The 21,198-nt window shown below is 67.9% G+C and carries 19 protein-coding genes and 1 pseudogene; 9 read left to right on the plus strand and 11 right to left on the minus strand.

Features of this window, described 5'->3' with window-relative positions; genetic code table 11:
* Nucleotides 1-6 precede the first annotated feature (6 nt).
* The gene (locus ABXH26_RS16705) at nucleotides 7-711 is read left to right on the plus strand and encodes a glycosyltransferase family protein (protein WP_353568239.1); all 705 of its coding nucleotides are present in this window, start codon (nucleotides 7-9) and stop codon (nucleotides 709-711) included.
* 79 nt (nucleotides 712-790) lie between these two features.
* Entirely contained in the window at nucleotides 791-2,215 is a 1,425-nt protein-coding gene (locus tag ABXH26_RS16710; protein WP_353568240.1) for an L-serine ammonia-lyase, read from the plus strand.
* Between the two features lie 9 nt (nucleotides 2,216-2,224).
* Here the strand turns inward: ABXH26_RS16710 and ABXH26_RS16715 are convergent, their stop codons facing one another.
* Nucleotides 2,225-3,145: a DUF2167 domain-containing protein gene (locus tag ABXH26_RS16715; protein ID WP_353568241.1), complete on the minus strand. Its 921-nt coding sequence runs from the start codon at nucleotides 3,143-3,145 to the stop codon at nucleotides 2,225-2,227.
* Nucleotides 3,146-3,201: 56 nt separating this feature from the next.
* Nucleotides 3,202-4,185, minus strand: a complete 984-nt coding sequence (locus ABXH26_RS16720) for a class I SAM-dependent methyltransferase (protein ID WP_353568242.1) — start codon at nucleotides 4,183-4,185, stop codon at nucleotides 3,202-3,204.
* A 145-nt stretch (nucleotides 4,186-4,330) separates the two neighbouring features.
* Between ABXH26_RS16720 and ABXH26_RS16725 the strand changes: the two genes are divergently transcribed.
* The 3 genes from ABXH26_RS16725 to ABXH26_RS16735 all read left to right on the plus strand — a co-directional run bounded on the left by ABXH26_RS16725 (nucleotide 4,331) and on the right by ABXH26_RS16735 (nucleotide 9,318).
* On the plus strand, nucleotides 4,331-6,739 hold the full coding sequence (locus ABXH26_RS16725; RefSeq protein WP_353568243.1) for a transglycosylase domain-containing protein: 2,409 nt from the start codon (nucleotides 4,331-4,333) through the stop codon (nucleotides 6,737-6,739).
* A 90-nt stretch (nucleotides 6,740-6,829) separates the two neighbouring features.
* Nucleotides 6,830-7,918 carry a hypothetical protein gene (locus ABXH26_RS16730; RefSeq protein ID WP_353568244.1) on the plus strand — a complete coding sequence of 363 codons (1,089 nt, stop codon included), beginning with the start codon at nucleotides 6,830-6,832 and terminating at the stop codon, nucleotides 7,916-7,918.
* A complete protein-coding gene (locus ABXH26_RS16735; RefSeq protein WP_353568245.1) occupies nucleotides 7,915-9,318 on the plus strand; it encodes a TonB-dependent receptor in 1,404 nt (467 codons plus the stop codon). Before ABXH26_RS16730 ends, ABXH26_RS16735 begins: the two co-directional genes overlap by 4 nt.
* On the opposite strand, the gene ABXH26_RS16740 is transcribed toward ABXH26_RS16735, so the two are convergent.
* Nucleotides 9,306-9,740, minus strand: a complete 435-nt coding sequence (locus ABXH26_RS16740) for a hypothetical protein (protein ID WP_353568246.1) — start codon at nucleotides 9,738-9,740, stop codon at nucleotides 9,306-9,308. The genes ABXH26_RS16735 and ABXH26_RS16740 overlap by 13 nt on opposite strands.
* Nucleotides 9,741-9,879: 139 nt before the next feature.
* Nucleotides 9,880-10,317, minus strand: coding sequence for a septal ring lytic transglycosylase RlpA family protein (locus ABXH26_RS16745; protein WP_353568247.1), 438 nt, complete (start codon nucleotides 10,315-10,317; stop codon nucleotides 9,880-9,882).
* 210 nt (nucleotides 10,318-10,527) lie between these two features.
* Here ABXH26_RS16745 and ABXH26_RS16750 point away from each other — a divergent pair, with 210 nt between their 5' ends.
* A complete protein-coding gene (locus ABXH26_RS16750; protein ID WP_353568248.1) occupies nucleotides 10,528-11,202 on the plus strand; it encodes a hypothetical protein in 675 nt (224 codons plus the stop codon).
* Between the two features lie 25 nt (nucleotides 11,203-11,227).
* Complete coding sequence (locus tag ABXH26_RS16755) at nucleotides 11,228-11,581, plus strand: cupin domain-containing protein (RefSeq protein ID WP_353568249.1); 354 nt, start codon at nucleotides 11,228-11,230, stop codon at nucleotides 11,579-11,581.
* Here ABXH26_RS16755 and ABXH26_RS16760 read toward each other — a convergent pair whose 3' ends face one another.
* The 3 genes from ABXH26_RS16760 to ABXH26_RS16770 are packed head-to-tail and all read right to left on the minus strand — an operon-like array spanning nucleotide 11,582 to nucleotide 13,437.
* Nucleotides 11,582-11,998, minus strand: coding sequence for an HIT family protein (locus tag ABXH26_RS16760; protein WP_353568250.1), 417 nt, complete (start codon nucleotides 11,996-11,998; stop codon nucleotides 11,582-11,584). It abuts the gene before it with no gap.
* A gap of 23 nt (nucleotides 11,999-12,021) precedes the next feature.
* Nucleotides 12,022-12,861: an alpha/beta hydrolase gene (locus ABXH26_RS16765; RefSeq protein WP_353568251.1), complete on the minus strand. Its 840-nt coding sequence runs from the start codon at nucleotides 12,859-12,861 to the stop codon at nucleotides 12,022-12,024.
* 45 nt (nucleotides 12,862-12,906) lie between these two features.
* Entirely contained in the window at nucleotides 12,907-13,437 is a 531-nt protein-coding gene (locus tag ABXH26_RS16770) for a gamma carbonic anhydrase family protein (RefSeq protein WP_353568252.1), read from the minus strand.
* A 119-nt stretch (nucleotides 13,438-13,556) separates the two neighbouring features.
* On the opposite strand from ABXH26_RS16770, the gene ABXH26_RS16775 reads away from it, so the two are divergent.
* Entirely contained in the window at nucleotides 13,557-14,378 is an 822-nt protein-coding gene (locus tag ABXH26_RS16775; RefSeq protein WP_353568253.1) for a hypothetical protein, read from the plus strand.
* Nucleotides 14,379-14,384: 6 nt separating this feature from the next.
* Here ABXH26_RS16775 and rnhA read toward each other — a convergent pair whose 3' ends face one another.
* Nucleotides 14,385-14,849 carry a ribonuclease HI gene (rnhA, locus tag ABXH26_RS16780; protein ID WP_353568254.1) on the minus strand — a complete coding sequence of 155 codons (465 nt, stop codon included), beginning with the start codon at nucleotides 14,847-14,849 and terminating at the stop codon, nucleotides 14,385-14,387.
* Between the two features lie 385 nt (nucleotides 14,850-15,234).
* Between rnhA and ABXH26_RS16785 the strand changes: the two are divergent.
* Nucleotides 15,235-17,619: pseudogene (locus tag ABXH26_RS16785) on the plus strand (DUF2339 domain-containing protein); the annotation flags it as partial.
* 78 nt (nucleotides 17,620-17,697) lie between these two features.
* On the opposite strand, the gene ABXH26_RS16790 reads toward ABXH26_RS16785, so the two are convergent.
* The 3 genes from ABXH26_RS16790 to ABXH26_RS16800 are packed head-to-tail and all read right to left on the minus strand — an operon-like array spanning nucleotide 17,698 to nucleotide 21,045.
* Entirely contained in the window at nucleotides 17,698-18,486 is a 789-nt protein-coding gene (locus ABXH26_RS16790; RefSeq protein ID WP_353568303.1) for a DUF4328 domain-containing protein, read from the minus strand.
* 46 nt (nucleotides 18,487-18,532) lie between these two features.
* Nucleotides 18,533-19,759, minus strand: a complete 1,227-nt coding sequence (locus ABXH26_RS16795) for an aspartate kinase (RefSeq protein WP_353568255.1) — start codon at nucleotides 19,757-19,759, stop codon at nucleotides 18,533-18,535.
* A 53-nt stretch (nucleotides 19,760-19,812) separates the two neighbouring features.
* Nucleotides 19,813-21,045, minus strand: a complete 1,233-nt coding sequence (locus ABXH26_RS16800) for a hypothetical protein (protein ID WP_353568256.1) — start codon at nucleotides 21,043-21,045, stop codon at nucleotides 19,813-19,815.
* Between the last annotated feature and the right edge of the window lie 153 nt (nucleotides 21,046-21,198).

Consider the following 21,198-nt stretch of genomic DNA (forward strand, 5'->3'; position numbering starts at 1 on the left):
GTTCTGGTGACGCCGGTGTGGAAGGACTCGCGGCGGCTCTCGCACTACGCCCCGGAGCTGGCGCAGGCGCTGGCCGCGGCGGACCGGCCGGTGACCTGGGTGATCGCCGACGACGGCTCGGGCGCGGAAGAGATCGCGCGGCTGGAAAAGGTCCGCGATGAGGCGCGGCGGATCTTTCCCCACATCCACCTGCACGCCGCAGCGGCCCACCGCGGCAAGGGCGCGGTGGTGCGCGAGGCGTGGTCGGGCTACCCGCGGGCGCGGTGGCTGGGCTTTGTGGATGCGGATGGCAGCGTCACCGGGCCGGACATGCTGCGGCTTTTCGCCGAGGCGGAAAAGGCGCGCAACTCGGTGATCGGCGTGCGGGTGCGGACGGACTCGACGAGCATCCATGAGAGCGCCTGGCGGGCCTTGCGCCACCGAGGGTTCCTGCTGGCGGTGCGGCTGATGCTCGACCTCGAAACGTTCGATACCCAATGCGGCGCCAAGGTGATCCAGGGCGAGGCGTTCCGGAAGGTCGCCGGGCGGCTGCACGAGGACGGGTTCGCCTTCGATGTGGAGCTGCTGGTCGAGATGCAGGTGGCCGGCTTTTCGTGGGAGGAAATGCCGGTGAGCTGGGAGGAAAAGGAGCACAGCCGGCTGAAACCGGGCGAATCGTGGCGGATGTTGCAGGCGCTGCGGCGGATCCAGCGACGGATTCTCGAGCTGTGAAACGGAAGAGAACGCTTTCCTGTGATTTTGCGGGGACTCCGGCGGAACTTGGTATGCCGACCGCTCCACGCGCGGCCACATGCCACGGACCGCACCCTTGCCCGCCGAACCCAGCACCACCGCGGACTCCGCCATGATCTCGGCGCTCGATCTGTTCACCATCGGCATCGGTCCGTCGTCGTCCCACACCGTCGGCCCGATGCGCGCGGCGCTCGAATTCGTGAAACGGCTCGAAGCCGGTGGCTGCCACGACGAGGTGGGTCACCTGACCTGCACGCTCTACGGATCGCTGGCGGCCACCGGCAAGGGCCACGGCACCGACCGCGCGATCGTGCTCGGTTTCCTCGGCCACGATCCGGAAACGGTGGACTTGCCGATCATCGACGCCTGCCTGGGCGAGGTCGCGACCTCGCAGGTGCTGAAGCTGCCGTGGGGCCGGGAAATCCCGTTTCACTGGAAGCGCGACCTCGACTTCCGCCGCACCCGCCCCCTGCCGCTGCACGCCAACGGCATGCATTTCACCGCCACCGATGCGCAGGGGAAGGTGCTGGCCGACCGCGTGGTCTATTCGCTGGGCGGTGGCTTCATCGCCGATGAGGAAACGCTCCGCGCGCCGGGGGCGGAAGGGGCCGAGGTGCCGCATCCGTTCATTTCCGCCGAGGGCCTGATGGCCATCTGTGAAACCCACGGCCTGCGGGTCAGCGAGGTGATGCAGCTCAACGAGGCGGCCCACCGCCCGGAGGCGGAAACGCGGGCCCGGCTCGATGCCATCTGGGAGGCCATGCAGCAGTGCGTGCAGCGCGGCTGCGAGGTGGAGGGCATCCTGCCGGGCGGCTTGCAGGTCGGGCGCCGCGCCAAGGCGATCCATGAAAAACTGCGCTCACGGCCCGAGGCGGCGCTGAGCGATGCGCTATCGGTGCTCGACTGGGTGAACCTCTACGCGCTGGCCGTGAACGAGGAAAACGCCGGCGGCGGGCGGGTGGTCACGGCCCCGACCAACGGCGCGGCGGGCATCATCCCGGCGGTGCTGCACTATGCCGTGCGCTTCCGCCACTCGCCGCATGCGGATGGCGTCCACCGCTTCCTGCTGGCGGCCGGGGCGGTGGGGCTGCTCTACAAGCGGAATGCCTCCATTTCCGGCGCTGAAGCGGGCTGCCAGGGCGAGGTCGGCGTGGCCTGCTCGATGGCCGCCGCGGGCCTGGTCGAGTTTTTGGGCGGCACGCCGAGCCAAGTCGAGAACGCGGCCGAGATCGGCATGGAGCACAACCTCGGCCTGACCTGCGATCCGATCGGCGGGCTGGTCCAGATCCCCTGCATCGAGCGCAACGCCATGGGGGCGGTGAAGGCGATCAACGCCGCCCGCCTGGCCATGGCCGGCGACGGCGCCCACAAGGTCTCGCTCGACAAGGTGATCCGCACCATGTGGCAGACCGGCCGCGACATGAAATCCAAGTATAAGGAAACCTCGCGCGGCGGCCTGGCGGTCAACGTGGTGGAGTGCTGAAACCTCGGCTCAGGCTTGCCGGCGGACCAACTTCTTGAACATGCCGCCGAGGGCCACGGCACCGATGGCGATTGCCTTCCAGCCCTTGGCCAGGACGATGCCGAGCTTGGCGAGGATGCCGGCCTTGGCGGCGAGCTTGGCGGCCACGGCCCCGCCGACGATCATGCCGGCGAGCGAGAGCTCCGACTTCTTGTCGGTCTTCGGGTCATAATCGGCATAACGATGGCCCGGCAGGAACTCGACCATCCCGGTCAGCAGCGGTGAGACGTCCTGGATTTCCGCCAGATTGCTCATGGAAGCCACCGCCTGCAGGTTGAGGATGCCGCGCCGGCCGAGGACGCGGACGTCGTAGTTGAGCGTGTCATCCTCGGCGTCGCTGAAATGCACGTCCTTCGCCCAGTGGAGGACCTTGTGGGACTTGTCGTAGTGGGGCGGGATGGCCCAGCCGACGATGTCGACGGCGGGGTAGCCGGCGGCCGTCCTCTCGGCATTCGCGGCGCTGGCGCCTTCCTTCATCTGGCTGAGGAGTTCGTCGTAGTCGATCTCATCCGCATCATGATCGGAGACATATCCTTCCTCCTCGAACTCGACGACCACCGCCCACGAGTCGAACTGGTCGAGCTCCTCCTCCGCGGGGACGATCAGGCCGAGGGTGTCCTCGACGCTTTCGGGAGGATTGCCCCACAGGTCCACGACCACCTTTTTCGCCCCCTCCTCGGGCAGGAAACGGTAGCCGGCGGGCAGGTGAAGGGCCGCCAGGCCGCCCGGCAACTCGACATCGCCGGTCTGGTAGGGATCCTCGCCGAGCAGCTCGTGGACATAGGCGCTGTAGGCCTGCTGGCGTTCCGCGAGCGTCATCTCGTGTTCGGGCTCCTGGGCGAGGGCGGCGAAGCCGAGGACGGGAAAAAGGAGGAAAGGCCTGAGAGTCATGGCATCGTTAGAGCCGATTCGGTTAGAAACCGCAAGGCGAGACATGTCCGCAAAAGTTAAGGACCGAAGCGCGCCTCCATGACATGGAAACGCGAGCCGAGGTGGCCGGGGTGGGTGAGGGTCTGGAAGTTCCGCAGCAGCTTGGCGGTGGCGGCATCGGTGCGGCCTTCCAGCCCGAGCAGCCATGGCCGGGCGGCGGCGGTGAGGAAACGCGACTGGTTTTCGAAGCGGACGACCTCGCCGCCGAGCGACTCGAGCGCCTCCCGCAGCGAGGTGAACTCGACGTGCGCGGTGATGTCGCGGGTGCCGGGCGCGTCGAGCGGGTCGTCGCCGCTACGGTGTTCGCAGTAGGTGCGCAGGGTGCCTTCGGCGCGGGCGGGATCGAGGTATTCGGCGCGCTCGAAGCCGTAGTCGAAGAACAGCAGGCGGCCGGGCGAAACGAGCGGCCGCAGGGGGCGGAGGAATTCGGCGAGGAAGGGGCGGACCTCGGTGCGGTAGCCGGCGGGACGCGCCGGCAGGTGACGGACCAGCTCCGGGTCGGCGTTTCCGAGGGGTTTCCAGGTGAAACGGTCGCTGGCGAGACCCACGCCGATTTCCTGCCAACCGTCGCCGGTGGACTCGACGAGGTGGCAGCTCAGCGCGTCGATGAGTTCATTGGCGACCAGCACGCCGGCGCGGGGTTCGAGCTGGGAGGGATCGGCGACGATGCGCGCCGGCAGACCGGCCAGCCTTTCCCGCTGACGGAGGGCGAGGGCCTCGAGCGGCTCGATGATGGCGTATTCCAGCCGGTCGATCAGCTGTGGGGCGTCGGTGGCAAGAGCTTCGAGCACGTCGCGGGCGAGGCTGCCATCGTGCGCGCCGAGTTCGAGGATCCGCAGCGGGCCGTCCATTCCGGAAAGCACCGGCGCCAGGTGGAGGGCCAGGATTTTCCCGAAAAGCGGGCCGGCGGAGACGCTGGTGTAGAAATCGCCGTGGCGGCCGACCCGCCGGCCGGGTGTGGCATAGTAGCCGCCCTCCGGGTGATAGAGGGCGAGGTCCATGAAGCGGGCGAAGTTTATGGCCCCGGATTGCACGATTTCCCGGCGGAGTTCCGCTACCAAGCCGGGGATTGCCACCCCGTCCGGTTCCCGATATGCCGGATTCCGTCCCGCGCCGTCCCCACCGGGACTTTCTCCTTTTTTTGCCATGTCCAAAGCCACGAAAGCCGACCGGAACAAGCGGAAGCGGCCCCTCTTCTTCAAGCGGAAAGGCTTCTGGGTGCTCACGCTGTTGATTCTCGTGATGGCCGCGCTGATCGGGGTGCTGGTGGTGGACCGGATGCTCGAGCCCTACCGCGAGCGGGCGTCGGGCTACGACCTGAGCCTGGTGGACAAGGTGGAGGTGCCGAGCGTGATCGTCGGCCGCAACGGCGGCGAGCTGGGCCGGGTCTTCGTCCAGAACCGCAGCGTGATCCGCATCGACAAGGTGCCGGACCGCTTCATTTCGGCGCTGCGCGCGGGCGAGGACAAGCGCTACTTCGACCACAAGGGCGTCGACTACATGGGCATCCTGCGGGCGGGCATCGACTGGTTGCGGGTCGGCGAGGCGGTCTCGGGTGCCTCGACCATCACCCAGCAGCTCGCGCGGGGCGCCTACGACCTGGAGGCGGAACGCAAGAAGCGGGGCGAGAGCGGGATCGAGCGCAAGCTGGTCGAGGCCTTCCTGGCGCAGCGGATCGAGACGGTCTACAGCAAGCGCGAGATCCTCGAGTTCTACCTGAACCGGATCTACTTCGGCAGCGGCTTCTACGGGATCCGCTCGGCCTCGCTGGGCTATTTCGGCAAGGAGCCGGAAAACCTGACCGACGGCGAGTGCGCCACCATCGTGGGCCTGATCAAGAACCCGACCGGGCTTTCCCCGCTGAACAACATCGAGGCCTGCCGCGTGTCGCGGAACATGGTGATCGAGCGGATGATGAACCTCGACATGATCACCCCGTCCGAAGCAGCGCGCATGCGGGCGGACAAGATCAAGCTCAACCCCAAGCCGCTGCAGCGCGGCACCAGCCACCTCTACGAAAGGATCGCCAGCGAGATCCGCACCTTGCTGGGCGACGAGGCGCTGGCCGAGGGCGGCTACACGATCCAGACTTCGATCGATACCGCCGTGCAGCAGTCCGCGGAGCGGAAACTGGAGGCCATGCTGGTGAAGGCGGAGAACCACCCGGGCTTCACCCACCCCCGGCGGGGCACCGGTGACCCGAAACAATGGCTGCAGGGCGGCGTGTTGATGGTCGACCAGCGCAACGGCGGCGTGATCGCGCACGTCGGCGGCCGCGACTACGCCACGGTGCCCTTCGATGTGATCGAGCTGGGCCGGCGGCCGCTGGGCACGGCATTTTTTCCCATGGTCTACTCAGCCGCGCTGGAGAGTGGGTTGACGCCCGCGTCCGGGGTGGAGGACGAGGAAATGGACAACCGGACGGTGATGGTCGGCGGCCGGGAGGGCATTCTGGGCGAGTGGGGCATGGAGGTGCCGAACCCGAGCTACGAGCACGCCTCGATCACGCTGAGGCGGGCGCTCGAAAGTTCGAAAGTGGCGGCGACGGTGCGGCTGGCCAACCAGGTGGGGCTGGAGAAGGTGCGGCAGACCGCCATCGATTTCGGCCTGCCCTTTGACAACGCCGAGCTGCTGCCGCGGCTGGCGGTGGGCTGGGAGCCGGCCTCGCTGAAGGAGGCGGTGAAGGCTTATACCGCCTTCGCCCGCGACGGGCGCACCGGGCCGGAACGCATGTGGTACGTGGAAAGCGTGCGCGATTCGCACGGCTCGATCCGCTACGAGCGGCCGATCCAGGACCAGGACGGCACCCCGGCGGTGAGCTCGGCGACGGCGTTCCAGGTCCACAGCATCCTCCAGGGCGGGATGTCCAACGGCAGCGCCAAGGGGGTGCTCGACTCGCTGGTGGAATCGCCCTTCAACGGCGCCTGCAAGACCGGCACCACCCACGACTTCTCCGATGCCTGGACGCTCGGCTACAATGGTCGCGTGACCTGCGGCGTCTGGGTCGGCTTCCTCAACTCCGGCGACCCGATCTACGAGGGGGCCTTCGGCCGCGACCTCGCGATGCCGGTGTGGGTGGAGGCGATGAATCAAGCCAGCAAGCACTTCGGCGGACGCAGCATTCCGCAGCCGGAGAGCGTGGTGGAAATGGAGATCTGCCGGGTCTCCGGCGAGCGCGTCACGCCCTACTGCTACGAGACCTTCCAGGATCCGGTCACCGGCTCGATGCGCTCGCGCCCCGCCGGCGTGGCCGAATATTTCCGCCGCGGGACGGAGAAGATTCCCTACTGCTCGAAGCACTCCGGCTCGGCGCCCGAGGATCCCACGCTGGACATCACGGTGCTGCCGGTGATCGACACCTCGCCGGTCCGCCCCAAGGAGCCGGTGCTGCTGGGCGACGACCCGTATCACAGCATCCAGATCACCGAGGACGAGGGGCCGAAGTTCCGCGTCCGCCGCGAGCGGACCAACGTGCTCGATTCCCTCGATCTCAACGACGGGCTCGACCAGCTGCGGCTGCCGCGCCCGCGGCGGCTCGAGATCGCGCCGGAGTGACGCCGGCGGGCGGCCGGTGGAGGGGAATTGCCCGAGAAAATCGACGCCGCCCCCTTGCGTAAATCCCGGAAACAAGGGCATGGTCAGCCCGTGCAGGGGTCTTCAACCACGCGTCGCTGGAACGCCTTCGTTTGTCCCGAGTGCCGGCAGGTGTTCCGGGTGCCCGGCGACCATGAAGGGCAGGGAGTGGTGTGCCCGGGCTGCCACCGGATGCTCAAGCTGCCGGCTCCGGAGGACGTCGTGCCCCCGCTGGTGATCGGGGCCGAGCACGGGAGAATGGCGATCGCGGACCCGCAGCGCGTCCACCACTCCGGCCGGCGCGCCGACGAGTTCGACGAGACTTTTTCCAAGCGCGGCCCGACCGACACGCTGGTCAAGCGCCTGGTCATCGCCGGTGCGACCACCATGGTGATGGCGCTGCTGGTCGGCCTGATGTGGAGCCGCGGCGGCCGGGGCGTGGAAAAATCGCAGGCCTTCCGGCCGCCCACCACCGAGGTGGCCCCGGAGCCGGCCGGCGAGGCCGCCGAAGCGGAGGCATCCGGGATGCCGAAGGTGGCCATCGAGGAACTTGAGCCCGCCATTCACGGCGCGTTCGACCAGCCGGAGGGCGACGAGCGGCTGGCGTGGATGCTCCACCCGGATCTCACCAAGCCCCGGCTCGAACGGCCGCAGGCGGGCGAGACCCGGCCCGGTGCCCTGCGCCAGATCTTCTGGAACATCCCCTTCGCCGCCGCGGGCGACCGCGTGGGGGTCGCCATCCAGGACAAGGACTTCAGCACCTACTGCGTGTGGCTGGCCAAGGAGGATGCGGGCTGGAAGGTCGATTGGGAAAGCACGGTCGGCTGGTCACCGTTTTCCATGGAGGACCTCGCCACGAAAAAGCCCGCCCGGCCGGTCCAGATGCGGGTGCGTTCGTTTCCGGCGGCCTACTACAACTTTAGTTTTTCGGATGAGGATCTGTGGCGGTGCTTCCGCCTCGAGACGCCGGATGGCGAGGCCTACATCTACGGCTACGCGGCCGCCGGCAGCCCGGCGGCGCGGACGCTGGCCTCGCTGCCCGCCGAGCGCAATGCGACCACGGTGGAGGTGCGTTTCCCCGCCAACTCCCAGTCCGACCGCCAGGTGATCATTGAAAGGGTCATCTCCGAATCCTGGGTGGCGCCCGAGACCGATTCATGACCCGCGAGACACAGAACACCTACGACAAGGCGCTCCAGCTGAACCTGGACGCCAACATCTACGGCACCTTCGCCGAAATCGGCGCGGGCCAGGAGACGGCGAACTGGTTTTTCCGCGTCTCGGGCACCGCCGGCACCGTGGCCAAGACGATTTCGGCCTACGACATGACGATGAGCGATGCCATCTATGGCAAGAGCCCGCGCTATGTCTCCCGCCAGCGGCTGAGGCAGATGCTGGAGCACGAGTTCGGCATCCTCGAGGAGCGCCTGGGTCCCGCGCGCGGTGAATCCACCACCTTCTTTTCCTTCTGCAATACCGTCCGCGCCCGCGGCTACCGCGACCGCGGCGAGTGCCACGGCTGGCTCGGCCTGCGTTTCCAGCTCAAGCCACAGGACCCGCCGTCCGACGTCTACCTCCACGTGCGGTTGCTCGACGATTCCAACGTCGACCAGATGGAGGCCCTCGGCGTGGTCGGCGTGAACTTCATCCACGCCGTCTTCCACCACCGCCAGAGCCTCCGCCAGTTCGCCATGTCCCTGACGGAAAACCTGGCCCCGGGGCGGGTCGAGGTGGACATGCTGAAGTTCGAGGGCCACGGCTACGACTTCTTCGACAACCGCCTGTGCGCCCTGCAGCTCGTCGAAAGCGGGCTCACCGAGGCCATCTTCTTCCCCTCGTCCGGCGAGGTCGAGCAAGCGGCCGACGCACTCTACAAGCGGCCCATCCTGCTGCTTCGCGGCAGCTTTGATCCCGTCACGCGGGTCCACCTCGAGATGCTCGAGCAGGCGCGCAACGGATTCGTGGCCTCGCTGGCAGAGGAGGACCGTGAGCGCACCCTGGAGCTGTGCGAGATTTCCATGACCAACCTGCTGCGCGGCGGGGCGGTCGACCACGTGGACTTCATCGACCGCGTGGATGCCCTCCAGTCGCTGGGGAAATCCGTGCTGATCAGCCGCCATGCCGAGTTCCACCGGATCTCCGGCTACCTCAGCCGCTACACGACCCAGCCGGTGGGCATGGTGCTGAGCATCGGGCTGCTCAACGAGCTGTTCAAAACCAAGTGGTCCGAAAACCTCCCCGGCGGCCTGCTGGAGTCGTTCGGCCGCCTGTTCCGCAACCAGGTCTCGCTCTACGTCTATCCCTGGCAGAACCGCAAAACCGGCGAGGTGGTCACGGCCGACTCATTCCGCGCGCCGGCGGAGTCCCACCACCTCTACCGCCATTTCCTGGAGAACCGCATGATCCGCAGCGTGCCTTACCGCGATCTCGACCTGCTCCAGTTCACCGGCCGCGACGTGATGCGGATGATCCGCGAGGGCGATCCGAAGTGGCGCGACTACGTGCCGGAAGTCGCCCAACGCTCGGCCAAGATGCACCAGGCGGGCGCTCAGGGCTCCTGATTGCGGCCGAACATGTTGGCCGGCTTTTTGAGGAGATCGAAAGGGTTGCCGCAGAACATGCAGCGGTAGCGGTGGGTCAGGAACAGGCTCAGCAGCGCGCTGGTGCCGTAGTTCAGCGGGAAAAAGCGTCGCGCCCGGGCGTGCTTGGCGGCCCGGTTGTCCAGCAGCGGGGTGCCCTTGCACAGCGGGCATTTCGCCGACCGGCGGACCGGGTAGGCGATCGCCCACAGCAGCGCCGAGCCCAGCATGCAGGCGACCAAAGGGATCCCCAGATCGCGGTCCTGGGTGCGGACGAACAGCACCGCCAGGGTCACGGTGGCGATCAGCGACAGCAGCCACAGCGCGTAGAAGAGCATCGAGAGGAAAAACGGGCGCTTGTAGGGCAGGGAGCGGTATCCCCGGTGGAGGTCGGAGTGCGGCATGGAGTGCTTCGAGGATCTAAGGCCCATCCGCCGCATCGCCACAATGCTATAGACCGTCCGCCCGCAAGCTTGCGAAAAAAAGCGCGGGCCCTTCCGCCGAGGGAAGAGCCCGCACTGGGGAAGGGGGACGGAACGGTCGTCAGTTGCCGGCGAGCGCCGACTTCTTGAGGACCTCGACCTTCACCGAGGTGATGCCGCGGCCAAAAAAGCCGAGGCGCTTGGCCACGCCTTCGGTCACATCAATGATGCGGCCGTGGACGTAGGGCCCGCGATCGGTGATGCGGACGACTTCCGACTTGCCGTTGGACAGGTTCGTGACGCGAACCTTGGTGCCCATGGGCAGCGTCTTGTGGGCGGCGGTGGAGGCGTTGTTGTTCAGCCTCTCGCCGCTGGCAGTCTTGGTGCCGCCGTTGCAACGGATGCCATACCAGGAGGCCTTGCCGCTCTGGACCGAGCTGACGGCCCAGTCGGTGCGGGGTGGGGACGTCCGGGTGGATTGACCGGCTTGGGTGGCGCAGGAGCTCAGGATCAGTGCTCCGACGAATGCCAGCATCGTGGTGAGCGATTGGTGCTTCATCGTGGTGGTTCTGTTTGCCTGACGGTTTCCTCCCTGCGGGGGAAACGGCGGCGTCGCCATAGACCCCTGTGAATCAGGGGGCAAGACAAATCACCTTCGGGCCCGGTGAGGCCGAATCCACCACCTCACCAACGAAACCGGCAGGTTTATTAAGCTCGCTGAACTATTTTTATTGGCCTTGATGGTCCTTTTTTTGCTAATCCGCTTCGCATGCTGGGTTCGTGGTTCCCCTCCAGTCGGGACCGCTTCACCGGAGCGGATTTCGAGTTTTTGACGGAGCATCTCGCCCCGGGCGAGGGTCGCCGCCATCTGTGGACGTTGTGGGAGGACCCGGAGGCGCTGCGCGAGATGCTGGACCTCAAGGAAGTGCTGCTCGGCCTGCTGGAAGGGCCGGGAGCCGTGCGGGTCTCGCCGCCCTTTTATTTCTACGTGCTGGTCCGTCACGCCTTCCTGGAGGCCGGCATCGAGGACGCGGGCATCGCCGACTACGTGGCCGGCGTGCTGGCCGAGCGGGTGGGTGCCGATCCGGACGACGTGCTGCGCAGCATTCCCAGCGGCTTGGTCCACGCGGCGGACTTCGTCTCGATCATGGAAAACGCCCACGGGCGGGTGCGCTTTCACCTCCAGCTGGCGGCGGGCAACCAGTTCCTGGTGCTCACCGGGTTGTTCCCCGGCTTCCTCGAGCGCCGCGCCGAGCGCTGCGGCGCGCCGCGGGTCGAGTTCTATGAATCCTTCGCCCGCAAGGTGTTTCACGACGTGGCCGGCAGCCCGAGCGCGCCCCGCGACCTGCCGCGCCGGATGTTGAGCGATCTTTCCGACTGCCTCCCGCAAGCCCGCCGGTCGCTGAACCGGGTGGCGGAGGACTACGTTTTCCTTGGCGAGTGAGCCGCGCGCCGCTGGCATCGGGGCCATGGAAATCCGCAAGCTCGCCGACCAGCCGCCGTTCACGACCAAGGACGGCTCGACCATCCGCAGCATCCTCGATGCCGCCAACGCGCCGGTGGAAAAGCAGAGCCTGGCCGAGGCCACCGTCCCGGCCGGCGGGGCGACCGAGCGCCACTGGCACCGCGACAGCGAGGAGTTCTACTTCATCCTCGAGGGCCGCGGCGAGATGGAGATCGATGGCGAGCGCCGCGAGGTGGTCCCCGGCGATGGGATCCTGATCCCGGCCGGCGCGTGGCACCAGATCCGCGCCGCCGAGACGCTGCGCTTCCTGTGCTGCTGCGCCCCGCCCTACCGGCACGAGGACACGTTTTTCGAGTGATCAGGCCACCGAAAACCGGGTCCGGAAGGCGGTGATGATCTTTTCGATCGCCTGCGGCTCGTAGGGCTGTTTTTCGCCGTAGGCCCACACCGTGCCCGGCCACGCCGGGTCGTCCTCGCGCCGCGCGACGAGGTGGAGGTGCATCTGGCGGACCTGGTTGCCGATGCACGCGAAGTTGAGCTTGGTCGGCTGGAAATAGCCGACCATCCACTCGCTGACCGACCGCACCAGGGCCATGACTTCCAGGTATTGGGCGGGGTCGAGCTGGTGCAGGTCCTCGATTTCCGTCGGGACCTCGGGCACGATCAGGATCCAGGGAAACCGCGCGTGGTCCTTGAGCAGGACGCGGCATCGATCGAGACGGCCGAGCGGATGGCTGCCGGCGGCGAGCCGGGGATGCAGGGAAAAATCCTCCATGCCGGAGCTTGGAGCCGCCCGGTTCACGGGTCGAGCCCGAGGAAGGCGGCCACCGCCCGGGTCACCGGATCGCCGCGCTTGCCGAGGTCGCGGCTGATGGTGCCGTGCGTCTTGCCGGGGACCGCCACGACCTTGGCGAAGCCGCCATGCTTTTCGAGCGCCGCGGCCAGCCGCTGCGATTGGAGCGTGGAGTCGGCGCGGGTGGTGACGTGGAGCAGGAGAAACGGCGGGCAGCGGTGGTCGGCGTGATGGATCGGCGAGGCGTCGCGCTGCACCTTCGGATCCGCGGTGAAGGCATCGAGATACATTTGCCGCAGCGCGGGGAAGGACATCTCGCCCGCCAGCTCGCCGGGGATGTCGTAGCCCGCGCCATCCAGGAGGATCACGCCGCGGATCGCCGCCGGGTCGGCACCGGCCTTTTGCAGGCGGTCGAAATCGGTCCCCGCCAGCGCGGCGAGGTGGGCGCCCGCCGAGTGGCCGAGGAGGTAGAGCTGGTCGGGATCGCCATGATGGCGGGCGATGTTTTTCTGCACCCAGGCGATGGCCGCGCAGACGTCCTGGATGTGCGCGGGATGCCGGACCTCCGGCGTGAGGCGGTAGCCGATCGAGACCACGATGAAGCCTTCTCGATTGAGCCAGCGGGTTTTCGGCTGGACGAAGCGCGGCATCGAGCGGTTGCCGAGCTTCCAGCCGCCGCCGTGGATGGCGATCACCACCGGATGCCGTCCCTCCGCGGCGTGGTCCGGCAGGTAGATGTCGAGCTTCTGCTGCCCGGTGCCGCCCCGGACGTAGGGAATGTCGCGGAGCACCTCGCCCGCGGCGGCGGGGAGGATCAGGGCGATCAGGAGCAGCAGGCGTTTCATGAAAAGACCAACCCGCGCACCGGCGGCGGGTTTCGGTCGGGAACTTCAGAGCCCGTGCGGCGCGGCGCCGCGGGCGAGGAACTTGCGCGACTGGATGACGTACTTGTCCGCCCAGTAGCCGACCTTTTTCTGCTCCTCCAGCGACAGGGTGCGGACGACCTTGCCGGGGCTGCCGAGGACCAGCGAGCCGGGCGGGATTTCCACCCCGCCGGTGACCAGCGCGCCGGCCCCGATGATCGACCGCTCGCCGATCACCGCGCCATCGAGCACGATGGCACCCATGCCGACGAGGACTTCGTCCTTGATCGTGCAGGCGTGGATGATGGCCGAGTGGCCGACGGTCACCCGCTCGCCGACGTAGCAGCCGTAGTCGTCGGCCAGATGCACCACGGCGTTGTCCTGGATGTTCGAACGCGGGCCGATCACGATCTCGTTGATGTCGCCGCGGAGGGTGGCCTGGTACCAGACGCTGGATTGGTCGTGGAGGGTCACGCGGCCGATCACATCGGCGCTGGCGGCGATGAAGGCGCTCGGGTGGATTTCCGGCGCGTGGGATTCGTAGGTTTCGATGGCCATGGCTCGGGGCCTAGTGAAACGCAGGAGGCCCCTAGTGGAAAGCCGGGTTTCCATCCCTTGACGGATCCGCACGGCGCGTCTTGCTTGCAGGACGCGGCCATCTGCCGCGGTGAGGATTCATGCGAGAAACGCTTGTTGTGGTTGGCTTGGTGGTGTTGGCGATCGGTCTGCGGTCGTCGCGCACCGGCGTGGTGCGCAAGCTCGGCGCGCTGATGTTCCTCGCAGCCTCGTACGTGCTGGTGTGGTTCATCACCGAGCGCTGGTGGGCGGGGGTCTTCGGCGTGGTGCCGTGGTTTCTGCTGCCATGGATCGAGCTGCTTACACGGATCCGCCGCCTGCGCCTGCCGGCCCACAACCAGCTCAGCCACCGCCGCCATCCGGACCCGGCCTTCTTTCCCCACGCTCCCGAGGCGGCGATCGATATGGAGGAGGAAGGGTTCGAGCACGTCGCCGATTGCTCGTGGGAATGGGGCGGCATGCGGCAGTATCTCCAGCTCTACTGGCACCCCGAGGAGCGGGCCGAGGCGACCATCCATCTGTGCGAGCAGAGCGAGGTCGCCTTTTCGTATCTCTCCATCACCTCCCGCGGGGCCGACGGGAGCATCCTGCGGACGACCAACTTTCCGTTCTCGCCGACCCTCAAGACGCCGCAGGGCATGAGCTGGAACCACGTCCCCTGCGAGCGCAACGCCTTCGGCCAGATCCTCGCCGACCACCGGCAGTTCCTGACCCGCCTGCGGCTCGACCTCGATACGCTGCGCGTCCCGGACCCGGACGAGATGGAGGCCTCGATCGAGGAAGAAATGAAGGGCCAGCTGAACTTCAACGTCAGCGCCGGGATCCTGCGTCCGAGTTTCGACGACCGCTACTACGAGTATTCGACCCGCGGGCTGTTTTTCCTGTGGGGCCAGTTCGTGAAGGACATGATCCGGCTCTGCTGAGGCGGATCATTCGGGAAACCCGGCGTCCACCGCGCGGTCCGGACCCACGCTGGCGGCCACGGCGAGCACGTCGCAGCGCTCGTTTTCCCGGTGCCCGGCGTGGCCGCGAAGCCACTTCCAGGTGATCTCGTGCGGCGCCGCGGCTGCTTCGAGGCGCTGCCACAGGTCGGGGTTTTTCACCGGCTGCTTCGAGGCGGTGACCCATCCGCGCGCCTTCCAGCCACGCAGCCAGCCCTTGGTCATGGCATCAATGAGGTAGCGCGAATCGGACAGCAGCGTCACGGCGCAGGGGGTGTTGAGTTTTTCCAGCGCCACGATCGCGGCGAGCAGCTCCATGCGGTTGTTCGTCGTGCGCTGGAATCCGCCCGAAAGCTCGAGCCGGTGTTTGCCGGAAACCATGACCACGCCATAGCCGCCGGGTCCGGGATTGCCCTTGCAAGCGCCGTCGGTGTGGATGGTGACCGTTTTCACGGGCCGCGGTGTAGGGGCCGGACGCGGCGCGGGGAAGGGCGGAGTTCGGGTAATGGCGCGCATTGATGGAGTCGATGCACCGGTGTGGATTTTTGATGACCTGGCGCGTTGGCAGAGGCAGGGGGAACGCGCAGAATGGTGGCTGATGGATGACGAGAACCCGGAGATCGCGCGGCTGAGGGCCAAGCTGGATGAGCTGGCGGCGTTGCAGGCCGAGCAAGTGGCGGCGCTGCGCAGGGAGATCCACGAGCTGGAGCGGAAACAGCCGCCGATGGAGGCCGCGCGTCCCGCCACGCCGGGGGAAATCCCCGCCGCTGTGGAGCCGCCGCCCGTGCCCCAGGAGGAATTGCCGGTCCCGGAGCTCCCCGAGCCTGTTCTGCCGCCGATGCCCGGGCGCAACCTCGAGTTGGATTTCGGGCGGGTGTGGCTGGTGCGGATCGGGGTGGTGCTGTTGGTGACCGGCTTGGTGCTGCTGGGCAACTATGCTTACCGTAATTGGATCCGCGACCTCTCGGCGGGCCTGCGGCTGGCGGCCTTGGTGGCATCGGCCTTGGCGATCGGTGGCGCCGGTTGGTGGTGCACGCTGCGCGAAAAGACGCGCGCCTTCGGCGAGGTGCTGCTGGCGGGCGGGATGGCGTTTTTCTACTGGTGCGCCTACGCCGCGCATCACGTGCCGCGGCTGCGGGTGATCGACTCCGCCCTGCTGAGCACCGGGGTGCTGCTCGGCGCGGCGGCGGCCATCGTGGGGGTCTCGGTGAAGCGCAACGCGCGGGTGACGGCGGTGATGGGCCTGTTGTTGGCGGCCTATTCGACGGTCTTGCAGCCGATGAACTGGCTGTCGGCGGGCTCGAATCTGCTGCTGGCCGCGGCGGGGGTCGGGCTGGCGGCGTGGAAACAATGGCGGGGCCCAGGCGTGGCGGCCATGGTCGGCACCTACGGCGCGTATTTTTTCTGGCACCTGGCCGGGGCGGCGGGCGGCGGGGTGGAGGCGGCTTCGTTGGCTTTTCCAGCTCTGCTGTGGGCGGTGTTCGCGAGTCCCACCCTGGCCCGTGGCGGCCTGCCGGGCTTCAGCGAGTATGGCCGGGGCTGGTGGACGGGCCTCAACAACGCGGCGGGTTTCGGGCTTTTCCTGCTGACTTGGATCGAGCTGGGAAAAGGGGAGCTGTGGCTGGTGCCGGCGGGCTGGGGCGTGGCGTGGTTGGCGATCGGGGGTTGGATGCGCGGTCGCTCGCGCGGGACGGAGACCTATCTGGTGCAGGGGTTGGTGGCGCTGACCGCAGCACTGGTGATGAAGCTGGACGGCTATCAGCTCGGGCTCGGGTTGGCGATCGAGGCGCTGGTGATGGCCGGGGCGTTCTGGCGCTTCCGCAAGTGGCCGGAGCTGGCGTTTTCCGTGCTGGCGATGGTCGGGGCCTTCGGTTGGGCGATCGAGCTGGAATCGACGCCGCTGTGGTGTCTGGCGTCGATGGCGGTGGTGCTAGCGGGCGCGGCGGCGTTGCTGCGTCGGGCCCGGCCGGAGGATTGGCTGAAAGCGTTTTCGCGCACTGGAGCGGCGCTGGTGGCGCTGGGTGCCGCCGGCGTGGGCCTGACTTGGTGGTGGCGGCTGCCGCAGGGATGGCAGGCGGCGGTCGCGGCGGCGGTCGCGCTCGGTTTGTCGCCGCTGGTGCTCTCGCCTGCGCGGCGTGAGCGGTCGGGCGAGTTGCTGATGATCGTGCTCGCGTGGTGCGGCGCGGTGGCGGTGGCGGTCCTGTCTTTCGGGGAAACGGAGGGCTCGCTGTGGCTGACCGCGGGGCTGTCGTTGGTGGCGGGCGTGCTGTGGGAGAGGCTGGGAAAACCGGCGACCGAGGACACGCGCGAGCCGGTCGGCTTGATGGCCTCGACGGTGGCCTGGACGCACGGCGTGACGGCGATGGTCGTGGCGCTGGCAGCGATCGCGCTTCAGCCGGAAGCGTCGGTGCGGTTCTGGATGGAGGGAGCGCTGGCGGTGGTGCTGCCGCTGGCGGCATGGCATGGACTGCGTTGTCCGCGGCTGCGCGCGGCGGGCACGCTGGCGCTGGTGGTCTGGCTGGGCGACACGGCTTACTTCGAATCGAGACACCCCGACTGGCTGGTGTTTTTGGTGCCGCTGGCGGCGTGGGCGGTCTGGGCTTTCGCCGGATACGGCGGAAAGTGGACGTCGCCGGGCACCGCCCTGCATGCGGCGGTCAGCCGGAGTGTCGGCTGCCTGGGCTGGCTTTTCGCGTGGCAGGGTCTGCTCAACCACGGCTGGATCGATGCGATCGCGCTTTCGACTCTCGGCGGGTGGTGGGTTTTCCGTCGGTTGCGGCAGGTGCGGAGACCGATCGAGCTGTGGGTGTGGGCCGTGATCTGCCTCGGAGGCCTGACGATCGAGATGGGCGGCGAAGCCGGTCCGAGGATTCCGCCGGGCTGGGGCGTGGCGGCGGCGCTGGTGGTGGCGGTGTTCCTGAAACGGAAGCGCGCGGTGGGGCTCGACTGGCTGGCGGTGGGGGTGTCGACCGTGTGGGCGAGCGATTGGCTGGCGGACCGGCACGGCTGGACGGCGGTGACGCTGTTGTGGACCGCGCTCGGCTTCGGCTGGGTGACGGCGGGCCTGTGGCGCGGCAATGCGGCGGTCCGGGTCGGCGGCTTCGCGCTGCTGCTGATCTCGCTGGCGAAGCTGTTCATCCACGACGTGTGGGAATTCGGCACCTTCACCCGGGTCGTCGCCTTCCTAGCCCTCGGCGTTGCCTTGGTAGTGCTCGGGTTTTTCTACAACCGCTTCGCCGACCTACTGAAGAAGCTGGTGCAGGACGAGGGGGGGGGTGAGCGGTGGAGCTTGAGCGAACGGTCAGTATTGCGGCTCGGACATCGCCTTCATTTCCGCAACCGGGCCGGGGACGGGAGCAGGCGGGATGGCCTGCCAGACCGTGGTGAGATCGGCTGCGGCGTCCGCCTGCATGCGGGTCAGCGTGCGGACGAGCTGGATCGCGATCAGGGCGATGCCGAGATTGATCGCGGTGGAGATGACGGTGATCGTGGCGGCGGTGGTGAAGGAATCGCTGGAGTTGGCGGCGTTGACGGCATTGCCGGTGAAAAGGGCGAGGATCCAGAGTGTCCACCAGGTGGGAAGAAGGTAATCGGGCGCCGGGCGGGTGGCGGAGGCGGTGAAGATGTCCTTCATGGCCTGGTAGGGCTTCCAGAGCGAGGCGATGGGGACGAAATACCAGCCGACGGACCAGCCGGGGGTGTCGCGCATCATCGGCGGGTTGTCCGGGGTGCCGACCGCGGCCTTGCGGCGGATCATGGTGAAAAGATGGGCATTCTTGGCCGAGCGGATGATCCAGATCCCAAAGACGAAGTAGGTGGCCACGACCGGGAAAGCCACGAAGGCGAGCAGGTCGAGATAGGCTAGGGCCGGAGGGCTCGTGGCGAAGGGATGACCGGCGTAGATCGCGATGTTGAGGGCCCCGGTCAGCAGCGGGACGAGGAAGCTGAACAGGAACACCATGGCCATCACCGCCTTGGCGAGCGCTCTGTTTTCCCGGAAGGGACCGTAGGGGCCGGCGGGCAAATCGGCGACCTGGCCGGCAATATCGAGCGAGGAGGCCGGCGGCAGGAACGGGTCGTGGTGGTCCATGGCGAAGCGGGTCGGATCGCGCGCGGCCGGAGCCACGCGGTCCAGCTCAAGCCGGTGCCTTGTCGAGCTGGAAGGCGTCGTGGACGGCGCGGGCGGCGTCCTCGATGCGGGTCTCGTCGACCGTGACGGCGATCTTGATTTCCGAAGTGGAGATCATGCCGATGTTGATGCCGGCCTCGCCGAGCGAGCGGAACATGGTAGCGGCGACGCCCGAGTGCGAGCGCATGCCGATGCCGACGCAGGAGAGCTTGGCGATGCCGGCCTCGGTCTCGACCTTGGCCAGCGGGCTGATCTCGGCCAGCACCGGCTTGAGCGCGGCCTGGGCGCGGCCGAGGTCGTTCGAGTGCATGGTGAACGAGTGGCGCGCCATGCCGTCGTGGGCGATGTTCGAGACGATCATGTCGAGATTGATCTCGGCGTCACCCAGGGCGGCGAGGATTTTTCCGGACATGCCGGGCTCGTCGGGGATGCCGATGATGGTGACTCGGGCTTGGGAGCGCTCGATCGAGACTCCGCGGATGACGACGTTTTCCATGGCGGGATGTTCTTCGAGCACCAGCGTGCCCGGGTTGTCATTGAGGGAGGAACGGACTTCGAAGACGACTCCGTATTTCTTGGCGAACTCGACGGAGCGGGACTGCATCACCTTCGCCCCGGACGAGGCGAGTTCGAGCATTTCGTCGTAGGAAATCTCGGGCAGCTTGCGGGCGTTCGGCACGATGCGGGGGTCGCAGGTGTAGACGCCGTCGACGTCGGTGAGGATCTGGCAAATATCGGCCTTCACCGCGGCGGCGACGGCGATGGCGGTGAGGTCGGAGCCGCCCCGGCCGAGGGTGTGGATCATGCCATCGGGGGTGGTGCCCTGGAAGCCGGCAACGACGAGCGCCTTGCCCTCGTCGAGCGAGCGGCGCATGAAGTCGGGCTTGATGTCCTCAATGCGGCCGCGGGTGTGCGAGCCGGAAGTGAGGATGCCGGCCTGGCGACCGGTCACGGAGACGGCCTCGACGCCGGCTTCGTGGAGGGCCATCGAGACCAGCGCGATCGACTGCTGCTCGCCGGTGGCCAGCAGCACGTCCATTTCCCGCTCGGCGGGGTTTTCCCCGAACTCCTTGGCCATGCCGATGAGCTTGTCGGTCACGCCGGACATGGCGGAGACCACCGCCACGACCTGGTTGCCCTCGTCGCGGGTGCGCTTGATACGGGCGGCGACGTTGCGGATGCGGTCGATGGTGCCGACGGAAGTGCCGCCGTATTTTTGGACGATGAGGGCCATGGCCGGGCGCGGAGTGAAGGGAAGGGGCGCTGACTTGGCAAGAACGGGATGGATCAGCGCCCGGCCAGCGGAGGGGGGCTCCGCCAGCGTGCGAGTCCGCGTTTCACCGCCCGGAAAACCAGCATCGCCAGGAGGATGCCGAGCAGGTCCCAGGCGAGATCGAGGAGGTCGCCGAGATCGGCGGCGCGGTCGTGCCAGTCGCTGACCACCTCGGACAGGAGGGCGAGGGCGGCGAGGAGCGGCAGGGGGCGCAGGCCCGCCGCCGTGATGAAGGCGGCGAGCGACAAGCCGAGGAAGGCGAGCAGATGGACGAAGCGGAACTTCAGATCGGCCATGCGCAGGAAACGCGTGACACGGGGAACCCGGCGGATCTCGGCTGGCGGGCTCGCGGCCGGTCCGGGCTCAAGGGCGGGAGGCGGGGTCGCCGAAGGTTGATCGGTGGGTCGAGACGGCGGGGTCGGTTTTCCGCGGGAGGCGGGCTGCGCCGCGACGGGGGGAGGGTCTGGCAGGGCGGGCGTGGCACCGGTGACGAAGGTGCCGATGAGGGGCCTGAACTGCATCCGTGCCCCGGGAAGGATCAGGTACCAGGCGGCGGCGACGAGCAGCACGGCGGTCGCCGAGCGGCGGGCGAGGCTCGCGGGATGCCTCGCGCCGTGCAGCCAGGTCAGCACCCAGGTAAACCAACCGGCGAGTAACAGGGCGGTCGCCGCCGGCACCCATGAGCGCTGGCGGAGGGCGGTGATTTCGATCGAGCGAATTTCGAAAGATCCTCGCCGGGCCAGCATCTGGAAGGCCAGCCCGACCTCCGGCAGTTCCGGCACGAGTTCATACACCGATTCCTCGACGTGCCATGGCTTCGTCCCCGTGGCGAGGAAGGAGGCGTGGTCCCGTGGGTAGCCGAGCTTTCCATCGGCTGAGCGGGTGACCAGGGCAAGCCGGGGCTTCGCCCAGTAGGCGCCGCCGGGCACGACCTCCGCCCACCGCACCTCGCTGCGGACGCGGAGGAAGCGCAGATCATTCACCGGGCCAAGCCAGCAGACCACGGCCGAGTTGGGGCGCCGGGGTCCGGTGCGGAAATATCGGATCACCCGGTTCTTGCCGGAGCCGGACCGGTCAGGCGGCGGCCCCAGCACCTCCCAGCCGTCGAGTTGCCGGGAGAACCCACCATCTCCATTCACCCGGTGCGCGATCGGCACGAAGCGCAGGTGGTAAAGAGCGAGGGTGAGGACGACCAGCCCCGCCAGCGAGAGCCAGCGGAGGGGGAGGGAGGCAGGCCATCGGATCACGGCCTCCACGTTCCGTCCCACCGCGGCGCTGCCAAGCGCAATCCCTTCTGGCAATCCGTGGCTGGCCCACGAATGCCCCGCCGCCCGAACCGCCCCCCCTTTTCGCGGAAGCTCCCCATTCTTGCCGAAACCTGCCGGGTCCATCAGGGTTTC

The sequence above is a fragment of the Haloferula sargassicola genome (assembly GCF_040362925.1).
Lineage (GTDB): Bacteria > Verrucomicrobiota > Verrucomicrobiia > Verrucomicrobiales > Akkermansiaceae > Haloferula > Haloferula sargassicola.

Bases quoted from the DNA above. Each gene is read 5' to 3' on its own strand.
- ABXH26_RS16710 (WP_353568240.1), top strand. From the start codon at position 791: ATGCCACGGACCGCACCCTTGCCCGCCGAACCCAGCACCACCGCGGAC.
- ABXH26_RS16715 (WP_353568241.1), bottom strand. From the start codon at position 3,145: ATGACTCTCAGGCCTTTCCTCCTTTTTCCCGTCCTCGGCTTCGCCGCC.
- ABXH26_RS16720 (WP_353568242.1), bottom strand. From the start codon at position 4,185: ATGGACCTCGCCCTCTATCACCCGGAGGGCGGCTACTATGCCACACCC.
- ABXH26_RS16725 (WP_353568243.1), top strand. From the start codon at position 4,331: ATGTCCAAAGCCACGAAAGCCGACCGGAACAAGCGGAAGCGGCCCCTC.
- ABXH26_RS16735 (WP_353568245.1), top strand. From the start codon at position 7,915: ATGACCCGCGAGACACAGAACACCTACGACAAGGCGCTCCAGCTGAAC.
- ABXH26_RS16740 (WP_353568246.1), bottom strand. From the start codon at position 9,740: ATGCCGCACTCCGACCTCCACCGGGGATACCGCTCCCTGCCCTACAAG.
- ABXH26_RS16745 (WP_353568247.1), bottom strand. From the start codon at position 10,317: ATGAAGCACCAATCGCTCACCACGATGCTGGCATTCGTCGGAGCACTG.
- ABXH26_RS16750 (WP_353568248.1), top strand. From the start codon at position 10,528: ATGCTGGGTTCGTGGTTCCCCTCCAGTCGGGACCGCTTCACCGGAGCG.
- ABXH26_RS16755 (WP_353568249.1), top strand. From the start codon at position 11,228: ATGGAAATCCGCAAGCTCGCCGACCAGCCGCCGTTCACGACCAAGGAC.
- ABXH26_RS16760 (WP_353568250.1), bottom strand. From the start codon at position 11,998: ATGGAGGATTTTTCCCTGCATCCCCGGCTCGCCGCCGGCAGCCATCCG.
- ABXH26_RS16765 (WP_353568251.1), bottom strand. From the start codon at position 12,861: ATGAAACGCCTGCTGCTCCTGATCGCCCTGATCCTCCCCGCCGCCGCG.
- ABXH26_RS16770 (WP_353568252.1), bottom strand. From the start codon at position 13,437: ATGGCCATCGAAACCTACGAATCCCACGCGCCGGAAATCCACCCGAGC.
- ABXH26_RS16775 (WP_353568253.1), top strand. From the start codon at position 13,557: ATGCGAGAAACGCTTGTTGTGGTTGGCTTGGTGGTGTTGGCGATCGGT.
- ABXH26_RS16790 (WP_353568303.1), bottom strand. From the start codon at position 18,486: ATGGACCACCACGACCCGTTCCTGCCGCCGGCCTCCTCGCTCGATATT.
- ABXH26_RS16795 (WP_353568255.1), bottom strand. From the start codon at position 19,759: ATGGCCCTCATCGTCCAAAAATACGGCGGCACTTCCGTCGGCACCATC.